We start from the raw sequence: 15,108 nt of genomic DNA, 5'->3' as shown, positions 1-15,108 counted from the left end.
ATGGACGGTCAATGACCGCCGCCACCGCCACCGGGGGCTTTGAGTTTGTCGGCCAGCCACAGCGGCACGATGCAGCCGATCAAAATGGCGCCAACGAGGAAGAAGCCGTCGTTGTAGGCCATTACATACGCTTCGCGGCGCACGATGCCGTCAATCGCCTGCAAAGCCTGGTTGCCGGCCGTGACCGGATCGAAACCCTTGCCGACAAACGACGCCGTCAGCTGGTCGATGCGCAGTTGGGTCGCGCTGGAAAAGGCGTTGATCGATTCACCGAGGCGCTGCGAATGAAAATGCTCGCGGGTGCTGAGCGCCGTGGCCAGCAGGGCAATGCCGATCGAGCCGCCCAGATTGCGGGTCATATTGAACAGGCTCGATGCCGAGGCCATGTCCTTGGGCGCGATGCCCTTCATAGCAAAGTTCGACAGCGTCAGCATCACGAACGGCTGGCCCAGCGCACGCACCACTTGCGACCACAGCAGTTGGTCGTAGCCGGTCGACGCATCCATATAGGCATTCATCAGGCACGAGCCACCGAACAGCAGCAGGCCGAACGAACACAGGATGCGGTTATCGACCACCGCGGACAGCTTGGCCACGAACGGCATAATGAACAGCTGCGGCAGGCCGACCCACATGATCACTTCACCGATCTGCATCGGCGAATAGCCGGCGATCTGGCCCAGGAACAGTGGCAGCAGGAAGGCCGAGCCATACAAGCCCATGCCGGTCACGGCCGACAGCAAGGTCGCCACCAGGAAGTTGCGCTGGCCATACAGCGCCAGGTTGACGAACGGTTCGGCGCGCGTGGCGCTGGTCACGACCCAGCCCAACAGGCCAGCCAATGCCAGTGCTGCAAAGGTGATGATAAAGGTCGAATCGAACCAGTCTTTCGAGTTGCCTTCTTCGAGGAAAATGGTCAGGCAGCCAAGGCCCAGCGCCATAAAGAAGATACCGAGCCAGTCGGCCTTCCAGAACAGCTTGAGATTGACCGGCTCCTTGTCGAGGCCATAGATCATGCCGACGATCAGCAGCACGCCCGGCACCCAGTTGATATAGAAAATCGAAGGCCAGCCATACAGCTCGGACAGATAGCCGCCCAGGGTCGGGCCCATGGCCGGCGCCAGCGTGGCGGTCAGGCCGAAAATGGCCATGCCGGTGGCGCGCTTCGACGGCGGCAGCTTGAGCATCACCAGCGTGAAGGCCATCGGGATCAGCGCGCCACCGGTAAAGCCTTGCAGCATGCGAAACACGATCATGCTTTCCAGATTCCAGGCGGTACCGCACAAGGTCGAGAACAGCAGGAAGAACGAGGTGGTGCCAATCATGTAGCCGCGCAGGCTGAATACGCGCGCCAGCAAGGCGGTCAGCGGAATGACGATAATTTCCGCCACCAGGTAGGCGGTGGAGATCCACGAGCCTTCTTCCTGGGTGGCCGACAGCGAACCGAGGATGTCCTTGAGCGACGAGTTCGTGATCTGGATGTCGAGCACCGCCATAAAGGCGCCCAGCATGCCGGCGGCCACGGCCAGCCAGGTACGCCCGGAGACTTTATCGTCCAGCACGGGGAACGCTGGCGGCCTGGCCAGGGTGGTTGAGGGGCTGCTCATGACAGATTAGCGAGCGGCAGTGGCAGCGGTGGCGGCTGGCGCAGCAGCGTGCTGTGCGGCCGGCTCGGAAACAGGCTCCTTGATATTGACTTCGGCAATCACCGACATGCCCGGCACAAGGCGGCCGTTCATGGCCTTGATGTCTTCCGGCTTGAACACGATCTTGACCGGTACGCGCTGGACGATCTTGGTGAAGTTGCCGGTGGCGTTATCGGCTGGCAGCAGTGCAAACTGCGCGCCCGAAGCCGGTGCAAAACTGTCGACGGTACCGACCAGTTCCTTGCCGGGCATGGCGTCGACCGACACATGCACCTTCTGGCCGCGATGCAGATTGGCCAGCTGGGTTTCCTTGAAGTTGGCAGTCACCCACACATCATCCTGCACGATGGCCGTCAGCTGCTGGCCAGGCTGCACGCGCATGCCTGTTTCCACGTTGCGCTTGCCGATGCGGCCGGCAACCGGCGCCAGGATGCGGTTGTATTGCAGCTGCTGTTCGGCGTCTTTCAACTGCACGCGCAGCACGGCAACCTGGGCCTTGGCCACATCGCGCGCAGCCTGGGCGGCACCGATCTGCGCCTTGGCGGCAGCGGCGCTGTCGCGGCGGGCAGCGAGGTCAGCGGTCGCGCCGGAACGGGCGGCGTTGGCAGCGTCCACTTCGGCTTTCGAGACAGCCTTCATCTGGCTGGTATAGAGCTGGCCAAAGCGCTCGGCATCCTGTTTGGCGCGCAACAATTGCGCATCGGCCTGGGCCACCTGCGCCTGGGCAGCGCTAGCCTGTGCCTGTACCTGGGCGATCTGCGCATCGGCCTGCAGCACCTGCTGCTCGGCGCTGGCGATCTGGGCGGCGATCTGTTCGGTCTTGACGCGCTGGTCAAACGGATCGAGTTCGGCAATCACGTCGCCCTCTTTCACCATCTGGTTGTCATCGATAAACACCTTGGTGACGACGCCGGAAATGCGCGCCGATACCGGATGCACGTGGCCAGCCACATAGGCGTTTTCGGTCTCGACAAAATTATGGCTGCGGTACCACATGCGGCCACCGGCGCCCAGCGCGGCCAGCACGATCAGGCCAGCGATAATTTTGACGCGGTTGTTGGGCCCGGCCGGCGCGGCCGCCGCTGGAGCTGCAGGCGTAATGCGTACAGGGGCTGGGCCTGCTGGGGAAACACTGGCAGGCTGATCGGCCTGGCTGGACTGAGTGGACATACTGCGCTCCAAAATGAAATGATTTAAGTTCATTATTGGACAAACAAAGTCCAAAGTCAAGAAATGAAACGATTGCATTTCATTTTATTTTGCACTACAGTGTCAGCATCGATCACTAACCAGAGACCCCGACCATGTCCGATCCCGGCCTCAACGACGTGTTGCCAAACGACAACGTCGATTCTGAAAACAACGCGCCTGACTTCATGTGCTGCGGCAAGTCCGCCGGCCGCCCGCGCGCGGCCGACAAGGAAGCGCGCATGGAAAACCTGCTGCATACGGCAGGCATGCTGTTCCTGGACAAGGGTTATGGCAAGGTCAGCCTGGAGATGATTGCGCGCGAAGCGCATGTAGCCGTCCGCACCATTTATGTGAAGTTCGGCGGCAAGGCCGGCTTGTTTACAGCGGTGGTCGAGCAGAAGCGTCAAGCGTATTTTTCCAGCATGCCGGCGCTCGAAGACGACATGCGCCCGCTAAAAGACATCCTGGCCGGCTTTGGCCTGCTGTTCATGCAGCTGGTGACGTTTCCGAGCGCGATAAGGCTGAACCGCATGGTCATTGCCGAAGCGGCTGCCCACCCGGAACTGGCCGAATCGTTCTACAAGATCGGCCCCGGCGCCACGCGCGAGACGCTGACGCGCTTTTTCAGCCGCCCCGATATCGCCGTGCTGTTTCGCGACGGCCTGGCGCCGCAGGAACTGGGCTCGCACCTGCTGAACTGCCTGATGGGCGACCAGATGTCGCGCCTGCTGTTCCTGCCCCAGTCACAGCCCGATGTGGCGCAGCTGCGCCGGCTGGTCGAGCAGCGGCTCGATCTGTTTTTGCGCGCGACGTTGAAAGCACCGCACCAAACAGGTAGGTCGGATTAGGCGCAGAGCGCCGTAATCCGACAACATTGTTGGCCGTGACTTGTCAATCGCGCTCGTGGTGGTGTCGGATTACGGCCCGCAGGGCCTAATCCGACCTACGCTCATTTCACCTGCATCGATGTGTGAACAGTACATAGGTGTATAGTTGCTGACTCTTCAATATTGCCTGAGCTATTTATGATCCTCGATACCATAGGAATTCCCGCCAGCCGGCCGGGACGCAAGATCGCCATATGGGCGGTGTCGCTGGTGCTGATGTCGATAGCCTGCTGGATCGGTTTCCAGTCCGATCCGCATCTGGCCGATGAAAACCATCTGATGGAAAATGCCCAGGCTGCCGCCCTGCTGCTGGCCTGCCTGATCCATGGCTGGCGCGCCAGCAAGCTCGAACGCGGCAGCGTGGCCTTCCTGCTGCACAGCGGCCTGTCGCTGCTGATGTACTCGTTTTTCCTGCGCGAGCTGGAAATTCGCGAACTCGATGCGCCGGGCCAGCATTTCTGGGCCTGGACCGAACACACGGTGCGCGCCATCGGCTGGAGCCTGTGGGTGGTCTACCTGGTCTACTTTGCCAAGCATATCCGGCGCGTATGGGCGGCACGCCGCGCGCTGCTGGCCACGCCAGTGATTCTGTGCGCCCTGTGCGCGGCCGTCTTCATGGCAGCCGGCTGGCCGTTCGACAAGGAGAAATTTGCCTCGGTGTCGCCCGCGAACTCGGCCTTTATGGAAGAAATCCTGGAACTGAACGGCTACCTGATCCTGCTGGCCGGTTCGGCTTCGGCGTCGCTGGAGGAAGGGGAAAACAAAAAGCGCCGGCGTGCATGAGTGGTAGCCAGCCATAAAAAAACCCGCAATCGCTTGCGGGTTTTTTGTTGTCTACAAAACCGGCATCAACGCTTGCGCGGTGGTGGCAGGTCGGTGCAGACGCCTTCATACACTTCAGCAGCCATGCCGATCGACTCGCCCAGCGTCGGGTGAGGATGGATGGTCTTGCCAATGTCGGTGCCGTCGCAGCCCATTTCGATGGCCAGCGCGATTTCACCGATCATGTCGCCGGCATGCGTGCCGACAATGGTGCCGCCGATGATACGGTGCGTTTCAGCATCGAACAGCAGCTTGGTAAAACCTTCGGCGCGGCCATTGGCCACGGCGCGGCCGGAAGCTGCCCACGGGAAGTGGCCCTTCTCGACCTTGATGCCCTTGGCCTTGGCTTCGTCTTCGGTAATGCCGGCCCATGCCACTTCCGGATCGGTGTAAGCCACCGATGGAATCACCTTGACGTCGAAGTGCGATTTCTGGCCTGCGGCTGCCTCGGCAGCCACATGGCCTTCATGCACGGCCTTGTGCGCCAGCATCGGCTGGCCCACCAGATCGCCAATGGCGAAGATGTTCGGCACGTTGGTGCGCATCTGGCTGTCGACGTTGATAAAGCCACGGTCGGTCACCTGCACGCCAGCCTTGTCGGCAGCGATCTTCTTGCCGTTCGGGCTGCGACCGACGGCCACCAGCACCAGGTCGTACACTTGCGGCGCAGGCGCGGCAGCACCGGCTTCGGCCGCTTCAAACGTGACCTTGATGCCTTCGGGCAGCGCTTCCACGCCGACCGTTTTGGTCTTGGTCATGATGTTGTCGAAGCGCTTCTCGTTGTACTTCTGCCAGACCTTGACCGCATCGCGGTCGGCGCCCTGCATCAGGCCGTCCATCATCTCGACCACATCGATGCGCGCACCGAAGGTCGAATAGACGGTAGCCATTTCCAGGCCGATAATGCCGCCGCCGATGACCAGCATGCGCTTTGGAATCTGGCGCAGTTCCAGTGCACCGGTCGAGTCGACGATGCGCGGATCTTCCGGCACGAACGGCAGCTTGACCACCGACGAGCCGGCAGCGATGATTGCCTGCTTGAACTGCACCACTTTCTTGCTGCCGTCTTTTGCCGTCACTTCAATATGGTTGGCCGACAGGAACTGGCCGACGCCGTTGACCACTTGCGTCTTGCGTGCCTTGGCCATGCCGGCCAGGCCGCCGGTCATGTTCTTGATCACGCCTTCCTTGTAGCTGCGGACCTGGTCGATATCGATGGTCGGCTTGGCAAACGTCACGCCGGTATTGCCCATGTGCGACGTTTCATCGATCACCGACGCCACGTGCAGCAGCGCTTTGGACGGAATGCAGCCGACGTTCAGGCATACGCCGCCCAGCGTCTCGTAGCGCTCGACGATGACCGTGTTCAGGCCCAGGTCGGCTGCGCGGAACGCTGCCGAATAGCCGCCAGGACCACCGCCCAGCACCATCATGTCGCAATCGACATCGACATGACCGCTGTAGTTGCCAGCCGGGACGATGGCAGCCGGTGCTGCCGGCGCGGCAGCAGGGGCAGCAGGTGCGGCCGCCGCCGGGGCTGCTGCAGGAGCAGCGGCCGGTGCCGCAGGAGCGGCCGCAGCGGCGCCTTCCGACGCCTCCACTACCAGCAGCGCGCTGCCTTCGGCGATCTTGTCGCCGACCTTGACCTTGACTTCCTTGACCACGCCAGCGTGGGTCGACGGAATTTCCATGCTGGCCTTGTCGGATTCCACCGTGATCAGCGACTGGTCGACCTTGATGGTGTCACCCACCTTGACCATCACTTCGATCACTTCGACTTCCTTGAAGTCGCCAATATTCGGTACCTTTACCTCTGTGCTCATAGTGGCTCCTTACAGCAGAATTTTGCGCATGTCGGCCAGCACTTCGCCGAGGTAGACCGAGAATCGCGCGCCCATGGCGCCATCGACCACGCGGTGATCGTAGGACAGCGAGGTGCCCATCATCAGACGCGGCTGGAAGGCCTTGCCATCCCATACCGGCTTGATCGAGGCTTTCGACAGACCCAGGATGGCCACTTCCGGTGCATTGACGATCGGCGTGAAATGCGTGCCGCCGATGCCGCCCAGCGACGAAATGGTAAAGCTGGCGCCCTGCATGTCGGCCGGTTTCAGCTTGCCTTCACGTGCCTGCAGCGACAGTTCGGTCATCTCGCGGGCGATCTGCGAGACCGATTTCTGGTCGGCGTTCTTGATCACCGGTACCACCAGGCCATTCGGCGTGTCGGCTGCAAAGCCGATGTTGTAGTACTGCTTGAGGATCAGGTTTTCGCCCTTGGCGTCGAGCGACGAATTGAACGCCGGGAATTTCTTCAGCGCGGCAACCGATGCCTTGATCACGAAGGCCAGCATGGTCAGCTTGGCGGCATCCTTGTTCTTGGCGTTGGCAGCGTTGGTATCGACGCGGAATGCTTCCAGGTCGGTCACGTCGGCTTCGTCGAACTGCGTCACGTGCGGGATCATCACCCAGTTGCGGTGCAGGTTCGGACCCGAGATTTTCTTGATGCGCGACAGCGGCAGCAGTTCGGTGGCGCCGAACTTGGCAAAGTCCAGCGACGGCCATGGCAGCAGGTCCAGGCCAACACCCGAACCGCCCTTGGCGGCCGGTGCACTGGCTGCGCCCGGCGAAGCGATGGAACCGGACATCACGCCCTTGACGAAGTTCTGCACGTCCTGCTGGGTGATGCGGCCTTTCGGACCGGACCCACCGACACCGGCCAGCTCCACGCCCAGTTCGCGCGCAAATTTGCGGATCGATGGCGAAGCGTGGGCCAGCTTGCCGCTGACGGCAGGGGCAGCAGCGGCTGGAGCTGCCGCAGGGGCCGCTGCAGGCGCGGGTGCCGACGCGGTCGCCGCAGCCGGAGCTGCCGCAGCTTGCGCTGGGGCGGCTGCCGGTGCAGCGGCAGGCGCAGCAGCGCCGCCCGTGCTTTCCACGATCAGCACCAGGCTGCCCTTGGCTACCTTGTCGCCGACCTTGACCTTGATTTCTTTGACCACACCGGCATGGCTCGATGGGATTTCCATGCTGGCCTTGTCCGATTCGACCGTCAGCAGCGACTGGTCGACCTTGATGGTGTCGCCTACCTTGACCATCAGCTCGATGACTTCGACTTCCTTGAAGTCGCCGATATCGGGTACGGTCACTTCGACCGGGCCGGCGGCAGCAGCCGGGGCTGCCGGGACTGCAGCTGCAGGGGCCGCAGCAGGTGCGGCAGGTGCAGCAGTGGCGGCGGCTGGCGCAGCGTCAGCCGCTGGCGCAGCAGCGTCGCCGGCCGTTTCCAGCACCAGTACCAGCGAGCCTTCGGCGATCTTGTCGCCGACGTTCACTTTCAGTTCCTTGACCACGCCGGCGTGGCTCGATGGAATTTCCATGCTGGCCTTGTCGGACTCAACCGTGATCAGCGACTGGTCGACCTTGACCGTGTCGCCAACCTTGACCATCAGTTCAATAATCTCGACTTCCTTGAAATCGCCGATATCCGGGACTTTGACTTCCACAATGCTCATAGCTTGCTCCGTTATTTTATATGTCGGATGGACCCCGGCCAGGGCCGGGATCCATCAACGATGACTGATGATTACTGGGTCACCGGATTCGGTTTGTTGGCGTCGATGCCGTACTTGACGATCGCCTGCTCGACGATGGACACGTCGATCTTGCCTTCGTCAGCCAGCGATTTCAACGCGGCCACGGTGACGTAATAACGGTTCACTTCGAAGAACTCGCGCAGCTTGGCGCGGCTGTCCGAGCGGCCAAAGCCATCGGTGCCCAGCACTTTGTAGGTGCGGCCCTTCGGCATGAAGGCGCGGATCTGTTCTGCAAACGCGCGCATGTAGTCGGTGGTGGCGACGATCGGGCCATCGGTGTCCTGCAGCAGCGACGTCACGTATGGCACGCGCTGTTCCTGGGTCGGGTTGACCATGTTCCAGCGCTCTGCATCCTGGCCATCGCGGGCCACCAGCGTCAACGAAGGGGCCGACCAGACGTCAGCGGCCACGCCCCAGTCGTTCTGGAGCAATTCGGCGGCAAAAATCGATTCGCGCAGGATGGTGCCGCAACCGATCAGCTGCACGCGCAGCTTGGCGTCCGCCGAACCTTCCTGCAGCTTGTACATGCCTTTCAGGATGCCCTCTTCCGTGCCCGGGATCAGGCCTGGCTGGGCGTAGTTCTCGTTCATGATCGTGATGTAGTAGAACACATCTTCCTGGTTGGCGATCATGCGGCGCAGGCCGTCCTGGATAATCACGGCAACTTCATGGCTGAAGGTCGGATCGTACGGCATGCAGGTCGGGATGGTGGCGGCAAAAATATGGCTGTGGCCATCTTCGTGCTGCAGGCCTTCGCCGTTAAGCGTGGTACGGCCGGCGGTGCCGCCCATCAGGAAGCCGCGTGCGCGCATGTCGGCCGAAGCCCACACCTGGTCGCCGATGCGCTGGAAGCCGAACATCGAGTAGAAGGTGTAGAACGGGATCATGATGCGATCGTTGGTCGAGTACGACGTTGCCGCCGCAATCCACGAGCTCATGCCGCCTGCTTCGTTGATGCCCTCTTGCAGGATCTGGCCGGCCTTGTCTTCGCGGTAGTACATCACCTGGTCCTTGTCGACTGGCTCGTAGAGCTGGCCGCGCGGATTGTAGATACCGATCTGGCGGAACAGGCCTTCCATGCCGAAGGTACGCGATTCATCAACCAGGATAGGCACCACGCGCTGGCCCAGGTTCGGGTCTTTCAGCAGCGTCGAGATCACGCGAACAAACGCCTGCGTGGTCGAGATTTCACGGCCTTCAGGGGTTGCGTCAAGCACGTTCTTGAACACGTCCAGTGCTGGCACCGGCAGGGTTTCTTCGGCCTTCTGGCGGCGCGACGGCAGGTAGCCACCCAGGGCCTTGCGGCGCTCTTGCAGGTAGATCATTTCCGGCGCGTCGTCGGCTGGCTTGAAGAATGGAATATCGGCCAGTTTGTCGTCGGCAATCGGCAGCGAGAAGCGGTCGCGCATTTCCTTGATCGCTTCGTCGTCGAGCTTTTTGGTCTGGTGAGCGGTGTTGCGCGCTTCACCCGATTTGCCCATGCCGTAGCCCTTGACGGTTTTCACCAGCAGCACGGTCGGCTGGCCTTTGGTTTCCTGCGCAACCTTGAACGCTGCGTAGATTTTGTGCGGATCGTGGCCGCCACGGGTCAGGCGCCAGATGTCGTCGTCGCTCATGTTGGCGACCATTTCGAGCAGCTTCGGATGCTTGCCGAAGAAGTGCTTGCGCACGTAGGCGCCGTCCTTGGCTTTGTAGTTCTGGTATTCGCCGTCGACGGTTTCCATCATTACCTGTTGCAGGATGCCGTCCTTGTCCTGTGCCAGCAGGGCGTCCCAGCCCGGGCCCCAGATGACTTTGACCACGTTCCAGCCGGCGCCACGGAATTCGCCTTCCAGCTCCTGGATGATCTTGGTGTTGCCGCGTACCGGGCCGTCCAGGCGCTGCAGGTTGCAGTTGACCACGATCACCAGGTTGTCGAGCATGTCGCGTGCGGCCAGGCCGATCGCGCCCAGCGACTCCGGCTCGTCCATCTCGCCGTCGCCACAGAAGGCCCAGACCTTGCGGTTGTCGGTCTTGGCAATGCCGCGTGCGTGCAGGTATTTCAGGAAGCGCGCCTGGTAGATTGCCATGTGCGGGCCCAGGCCCATCGACACGGTCGGGAACTGCCAGAAGTCCGGCATCAGCTTCGGATGCGGGTACGACGACAGGCCCTTGCCATCGACTTCCTTGCGGAAGTTCAGCATCTGCTCTTCCGACAGGCGACCTTCCAGGAACGCGCGCGCGTAGACGCCTGGCGAGGAGTGACCTTGGATGTACAGCAGGTCGCCGCCATGGTCGGCGGTCGGTGCGTGCCAGAAATGGTTGAAGCCAATGCCCAGCATGTTGGCCAGCGAGGCGAACGAGGACAAGTGGCCACCTAGGTCACCGTCGGCGCGGTTGGCCTTGACCACCATGGCCATGGCGTTCCAGCGCATCCACGAGCGCAGGCGCTCTTCGTATTCCAGGTTGCCCGGGCAGTGTGCTTCTTGTTTGGTAGGAATGGTGTTGACGTAGGCGGTGGTGCTGGAGAACGGAATCTGGGCGCCACGGCGGCGTGCCAGGTCAACCAGTCGTTCCATCAGGTAATGCGCGCGTTCCGGACCTTCATTTTCCAGTACGGCTTCGAGTGCGTCCAGCCACTCCTTGGTTTCCTGCATATCCGGATCGGCAGCGATCTGGGTCGTTACCGGGTTCAGTTGATCTGACATCTGTTGAGTCTCCTTAGTGAGCGCCCCACGCCGATTTTCCGGATCGCTGTCGGACGGTATTTCGCTGATTATTTACTATTAAGGTCAATTTGTGTGGAGATTCTAACAGCGTTTCAGTCTTTTTCAAACTATGATATAGCATTTCATATTATGAAATTACCCTATGAAAATTATGCTGCACTGCCGCAAATTCCATTAAGAAATTAAGGCTGGCAGAAGCGCAAAATCGCCGGCTTTGGCCTTGCGGCTTTATAATCTGGCTTTTCCCTCTACCAGCTTCCAGCTCCCACCATGCCAGCACAACTAATCGACGGAATCGCCCTCTCCCAAAAACTGCGCAGCGAGATCGCCGCACGCGCCGCCGCCCTGACCGCCAAGGGCACCCAGCCCGGTCTGGCCGTGATACTGGTCGGGGAAGATCCGGCCAGCCAGGTGTATGTGCGCAACAAGGTCAAGGCGTGCGGTGACGTGGGCTTTCATTCGGTGCTGGAAAAATACGAAGCCGACCTGTCGGAAGCGGACCTGCTGGCACGCATTGCCAGCCTCAATGCCGATCCGGCCATCCACGGCATCCTGGTACAGATGCCGTTGCCGAAACATATCAATCCAGCCAAGGTGATCGAGGCAATCGCCACCACCAAGGACGTCGATGGCTACTCGGTGCTGAGCGCCGGCGAACTGATGACCGGCCTGCCGGGCTTTCGCCCTTGCACGCCGTATGGCTGCATGAAACTGATCGAAAGCACGGGTGTGGACCTGCGCGGCAAGCATGCGGTGGTGATCGGCCGCAGCAATACCGTCGGCAAGCCGATGGCGCTTTTGCTCTTGCAAGCGAACGCTACCGTCACCATCTGTCATAGTGCGACACCGGACCTGGGCCTCTATACGCGCCAGGCCGATGTGGTGGTCGCCGCCGTGGGCCGTCGCAATACACTGACAGCCGACATGGTCAAGCCGGGCGCGATCGTGATCGACGTGGGCATGAACCGCGACGACAACAACAAGCTGTGCGGCGACGTGGACTTCGAGGCCATCAAGGAAGTGGCGTCGCATATTACGCCGGTGCCGGGCGGTGTCGGTCCGATGACCATCACGATGCTGCTGATGAATACAGTTGAAGCGGCCGAACGCATCTAAAAGAGCACCTGAGAAATCGTGGAGCGCCTGCGCGTCCATGGCTGCGTTGCATCCGCCTCGCCGTACTCATAGTACAGTCTAGTACTGTCTTCGTCGATGCGCCTTGCCCTGAACGTTTTTCAGGCACTCTGAAATGAAATATTATCAATAAGGAATCTCGCTGATGACAAGCAACAATCCCCTGCTGGACTTTTCCGCACTGCCACGCTTCGATGCGATTACTGCCGAGCATGTCACGCCGGCCATCGATACCCTGCTGGCCCAGGCGCGCGCGACGGTAGCGCAGCTGGCTGCGCCGGAAACGCCGGTCAGCTGGGATAGTTTTGTTGCGCCGCAAGATGAAATCAGCGAGACCCTGGGCCGCGCCTGGAGCATTGTCGGGCACCTCAGCAGTGTGGTCGACACCCCCGAGTTGCGCGCCGCCTTTAACGAGAATCAACCCAAGGTCACCGAATTCTGGACCGAACTGGGCCAGAACGAGGCACTGTTCGGCAAGTTCAAGCAGTTACGCGCCAGCGACGAATTTGCCGCCCTGTCGCCAGAACGCAAGACCATTATCGAACACGCACTGCGCGGCTTTCGCCTGGGCGGCGCCGAGCTGCCCGACGACAAGAAAGAGCGCTTCGGCGCGATCCAGGAAGAACAGGCGGCCGTCTCCACGCGCTTTTCCGAAAACGTGCTTGACGCCACCAATGATTACAAGCTGCTGGTGACCGACGAGCTGGAACTGGCCGGCCTGCCCGACGACGTCAAACAGGCCGCGCGCAACAGCGCGGAAAAGGACGGCAAAGAAGGCTACCAGTTCTCGCTGCACTTCCCGTCCTTTTACCCGATCCTGCAGTTTGCCGACAACCGCCAGCTGCGTGAAAAAGTCTACCACGCCAACGTCACCAAGGCGTCCGAACTGGGCGCCGGCTTCAGCAAGAAGGATGAATGGGACAACAGCGCCAATATCGTCAAGTTGCTCGCGCTGCGCCATGAGGAAGCGGTCCTGCTCGGCTACCGCAACTACGCGGAAGTGTCGCTGGTGCCGAAGATGGCGCAAAGCCCGGAACAGGTGATCGGTTTTCTGGAGGACCTGGCGCGCCGCGCCCGTCCTTACGCCGAACAGGACCTGGCCGAACTGCGCGCGTTTGCCAAAGAGGAACTGGGCCTGGACGAACTCAAGGCCTGGGATGTGCCCTACGCGTCGGAAAAACTGCAGGAACGCCGCTATGCGTTCTCGGCGCAGGAAGTCAAACAGTATTTCCCTGAACACAAGGTCATTGACGGCCTGTTCCGCCTGGTGCAGCAGCTGTTCTCGGTGTCCATCACACCAGACACCGCCAGCACCTGGCATCCGGACGTACGCTTCTACCGCATCGAGCGCGACGGCGAACTGGTCGGCCAGTTCTATCTGGACCTGTATGCGCGTACCGGCAAGCGCGGCGGCGCCTGGATGGACGATGCACGTGGACGCCGCCGTCACCAGGGCCAGCTGCAAACGCCGGTAGCCTATCTGACCTGCAACTTCACCGAGCCAGCCGTAGTCGATGGCCAGAAGCAGCCGGCGTTGTTTACCCACGACGAAGTCATTACCCTTTTCCATGAATTCGGCCACGGCCTGCACCATATGCTGACGCAGGTGGACGAAATCAGCGTGTCGGGCATTGCCGGCGTGGAATGGGATGCGGTCGAACTGCCATCGCAGTTTATGGAAAACTTCTGCTGGGAATGGGATGTGCTGCAGCATATGACGGCGCATGCCGTCACCGGCGAGCCGCTGCCGCGCGCGCTGTACGACAAGATGCTGGCCGCCAAGAACTTTCAGTCCGGCATGCAGACGCTGCGCCAGGTGGAGTTTTCGCTGCTCGACATGCATCTGCATTACGACTACGACCCTGCCGGCACGCAAAGCGTGCAGCAACTGATCGACGACGTACGGAGCCAGTTTGCCGTGCTGACGCCACCGGCCTACAACCGCTTTCAGAACTCGTTTGGCCATATCTTTGCCGGCGGCTATGCGGCCGGCTACTACAGCTACAAATGGGCCGAAGTGCTGTCGGCCGACGCCTATGCCGCCTTCGAGGAGGCAGCAGCGATGAGCGGTGGCACGATTTCGGCCGAAACAGGCAAGCGCTTCCAGCAGGAAATCCTGGCCATGGGTGGTTCACGCCCGGCACTCGAGTCCTTTACCGCCTTCCGTGGCCGCGAACCGTCGATTGACGCCCTGCTGCGCCACAGCGGCATGGCCGCCTGAAAGCCGGCATGACTGACATGACGCGCGTCGACTTTCATACCAATGTGCCCGACAAGCTGGCCTACGCCTGCCGTCTGGCGCGCAAGGCCTATATGGCTGGCAACAAGGTGGTGCTGCTGGCGGCAGACAGCGCCCAGCTCGACGCGCTCAATGCCGCCCTGTGGACGCTGTCGCCGACCGACTTCGTGCCCCACGTGCTGGCCGGCGACCCGCTGGCCGCGCATACGCCGGTCATCCTGACCCACAGCGAAGACAGCGCACTGCCGCATCACGATATCCTGGTTAACCTGTCGCTGGCCATGCCGGCCAACTACGACCAGTTCCAGCGCGTATTTGAAATCGTCTCGCAGGATGAAGCCGACGCCCAGGCCGGCCGCCAGCGCTTTATCCATTACCGCCAGGCCAAGCTGGCGCCGACGCACTTTGTAGTAGGCAAAGCATGACGACACAGCCGTTCGACCATGGCATACCGCTGCTGACCGAGGTGCTGTCGGAACGGGAGGAGCTGGCCGCAGAAATACCTGCGTCGAAGCCTGATACCACCAAGCCCGGCATGTTTCAGATCCAACCCGACGGCGAAATGCCGGGGTCGGACCCTGAGGGTCCACCCTCAGGGTTTGCAGTCGGGGTAGAAACAAACACTCACCCCGCGCCATCGCCGGTTGCCATCGAGCCCGACTGGGAGGCCATCGAAGCGCGCCTGACCCAGCGCATCCTGCACCAGGTACAGGGCAAGATCGACCATCTGCTCGAAGAGCGCATTGCCCACGTTTTGCAAACAGCTCTGCAAAACGCCCTGATCGGCATGCGGGGAGCACTGCGCGAGGACCTGCAACAATCGCTCGAGCAGATCGTGGCGCATGCGGTCAGCCATGAACTGGGGCATTTGCATCCGCCGCAACACTGATCCAG

The 15,108-nt window shown here is 61.3% G+C and carries 11 protein-coding genes; 6 read left to right on the top strand and 5 right to left on the bottom strand.

Annotated features, from left to right (window positions below; all coding sequences use genetic code 11):
- Positions 1–8: 8 nt before the first annotated feature.
- Positions 9–1,607, bottom strand: a complete 1,599-nt coding sequence (locus GCM43_RS09205; protein ID WP_152243417.1) for a DHA2 family efflux MFS transporter permease subunit — start codon at positions 1,605–1,607, stop codon at positions 9–11.
- Between the two features lie 6 nt (positions 1,608–1,613).
- On the bottom strand, positions 1,614–2,816 hold the full coding sequence (locus GCM43_RS09200; RefSeq protein ID WP_226929414.1) for an HlyD family secretion protein: 1,203 nt from the start codon (positions 2,814–2,816) through the stop codon (positions 1,614–1,616).
- 134 nt (positions 2,817–2,950) lie between these two features.
- On the opposite strand from GCM43_RS09200, the gene GCM43_RS09195 reads away from it, so the two are divergent.
- Together GCM43_RS09195 and GCM43_RS09190 are read left to right on the top strand one after the other, a co-directional pair.
- Positions 2,951–3,685 (top strand): TetR/AcrR family transcriptional regulator, encoded by a 735-nt coding sequence (locus tag GCM43_RS09195; protein ID WP_152243413.1) that lies wholly within the window; start codon positions 2,951–2,953, stop codon positions 3,683–3,685.
- A gap of 177 nt (positions 3,686–3,862) precedes the next feature.
- Positions 3,863–4,507 carry a hypothetical protein gene (locus tag GCM43_RS09190; protein WP_152243411.1) on the top strand — a complete coding sequence of 215 codons (645 nt, stop codon included), beginning with the start codon at positions 3,863–3,865 and terminating at the stop codon, positions 4,505–4,507.
- A gap of 65 nt (positions 4,508–4,572) precedes the next feature.
- Here the strand turns inward: GCM43_RS09190 and lpdA are convergent, their stop codons facing one another.
- The 3 genes from lpdA to aceE all read right to left on the bottom strand — a co-directional run bounded on the left by lpdA (position 4,573) and on the right by aceE (position 10,820).
- Positions 4,573–6,369, bottom strand: coding sequence for a dihydrolipoyl dehydrogenase (gene lpdA, locus GCM43_RS09185; protein ID WP_152243409.1), 1,797 nt, complete (start codon positions 6,367–6,369; stop codon positions 4,573–4,575).
- A gap of 9 nt (positions 6,370–6,378) precedes the next feature.
- Entirely contained in the window at positions 6,379–8,052 is a 1,674-nt protein-coding gene (aceF, locus tag GCM43_RS09180) for a dihydrolipoyllysine-residue acetyltransferase (RefSeq protein WP_152243407.1), read from the bottom strand.
- 71 nt (positions 8,053–8,123) lie between these two features.
- Positions 8,124–10,820: a pyruvate dehydrogenase (acetyl-transferring), homodimeric type gene (gene aceE / locus GCM43_RS09175; RefSeq protein WP_152243405.1), complete on the bottom strand. Its 2,697-nt coding sequence runs from the start codon at positions 10,818–10,820 to the stop codon at positions 8,124–8,126.
- A gap of 291 nt (positions 10,821–11,111) precedes the next feature.
- Here aceE and folD point away from each other — a divergent pair, with 291 nt between their 5' ends.
- The 4 genes from folD to GCM43_RS09155 all read left to right on the top strand — a co-directional run bounded on the left by folD (position 11,112) and on the right by GCM43_RS09155 (position 15,103).
- On the top strand, positions 11,112–11,957 hold the full coding sequence (folD, locus tag GCM43_RS09170; RefSeq protein WP_152243403.1) for a bifunctional methylenetetrahydrofolate dehydrogenase/methenyltetrahydrofolate cyclohydrolase FolD: 846 nt from the start codon (positions 11,112–11,114) through the stop codon (positions 11,955–11,957).
- Positions 11,958–12,120: 163 nt separating this feature from the next.
- Positions 12,121–14,196, top strand: coding sequence for a M3 family metallopeptidase (locus tag GCM43_RS09165; protein ID WP_152243401.1), 2,076 nt, complete (start codon positions 12,121–12,123; stop codon positions 14,194–14,196).
- A gap of 17 nt (positions 14,197–14,213) precedes the next feature.
- Positions 14,214–14,639, top strand: a complete 426-nt coding sequence (locus tag GCM43_RS09160) for a DNA polymerase III subunit chi (protein ID WP_152243667.1) — start codon at positions 14,214–14,216, stop codon at positions 14,637–14,639.
- Positions 14,636–15,103 (top strand): hypothetical protein, encoded by a 468-nt coding sequence (locus GCM43_RS09155; protein ID WP_152243399.1) that lies wholly within the window; start codon positions 14,636–14,638, stop codon positions 15,101–15,103. Before GCM43_RS09160 ends, GCM43_RS09155 begins: the two co-directional genes overlap by 4 nt.
- Positions 15,104–15,108 lie beyond the last annotated feature (5 nt).

The organism is Janthinobacterium aquaticum, from assembly GCF_009208565.1.
Taxonomy (GTDB): Bacteria; Pseudomonadota; Gammaproteobacteria; order Burkholderiales; family Burkholderiaceae_D; genus Janthinobacterium.
The sequence above is the reverse complement of the archived record's forward strand: the minus strand, read 5'-3'. Positions and strand labels throughout refer to the sequence as shown.

Coding starts and splice junctions, on each gene's coding strand:
- GCM43_RS09165 (WP_152243401.1), top strand. CDS start 12,121: ATGACAAGCAACAATCCCCTGCTGGACTTTTCCGCACTGCCACGCTTC.
- lpdA (WP_152243409.1), bottom strand. CDS start 6,369: ATGAGCACAGAGGTAAAGGTACCGAATATTGGCGACTTCAAGGAAGTC.
- GCM43_RS09195 (WP_152243413.1), top strand. CDS start 2,951: ATGTCCGATCCCGGCCTCAACGACGTGTTGCCAAACGACAACGTCGAT.
- aceF (WP_152243407.1), bottom strand. CDS start 8,052: ATGAGCATTGTGGAAGTCAAAGTCCCGGATATCGGCGATTTCAAGGAA.
- folD (WP_152243403.1), top strand. CDS start 11,112: ATGCCAGCACAACTAATCGACGGAATCGCCCTCTCCCAAAAACTGCGC.
- GCM43_RS09160 (WP_152243667.1), top strand. CDS start 14,214: ATGACGCGCGTCGACTTTCATACCAATGTGCCCGACAAGCTGGCCTAC.
- aceE (WP_152243405.1), bottom strand. CDS start 10,820: ATGTCAGATCAACTGAACCCGGTAACGACCCAGATCGCTGCCGATCCG.
- GCM43_RS09155 (WP_152243399.1), top strand. CDS start 14,636: ATGACGACACAGCCGTTCGACCATGGCATACCGCTGCTGACCGAGGTG.
- GCM43_RS09200 (WP_226929414.1), bottom strand. CDS start 2,816: ATGTCCACTCAGTCCAGCCAGGCCGATCAGCCTGCCAGTGTTTCCCCA.
- GCM43_RS09205 (WP_152243417.1), bottom strand. CDS start 1,607: ATGAGCAGCCCCTCAACCACCCTGGCCAGGCCGCCAGCGTTCCCCGTG.
- GCM43_RS09190 (WP_152243411.1), top strand. CDS start 3,863: ATGATCCTCGATACCATAGGAATTCCCGCCAGCCGGCCGGGACGCAAG.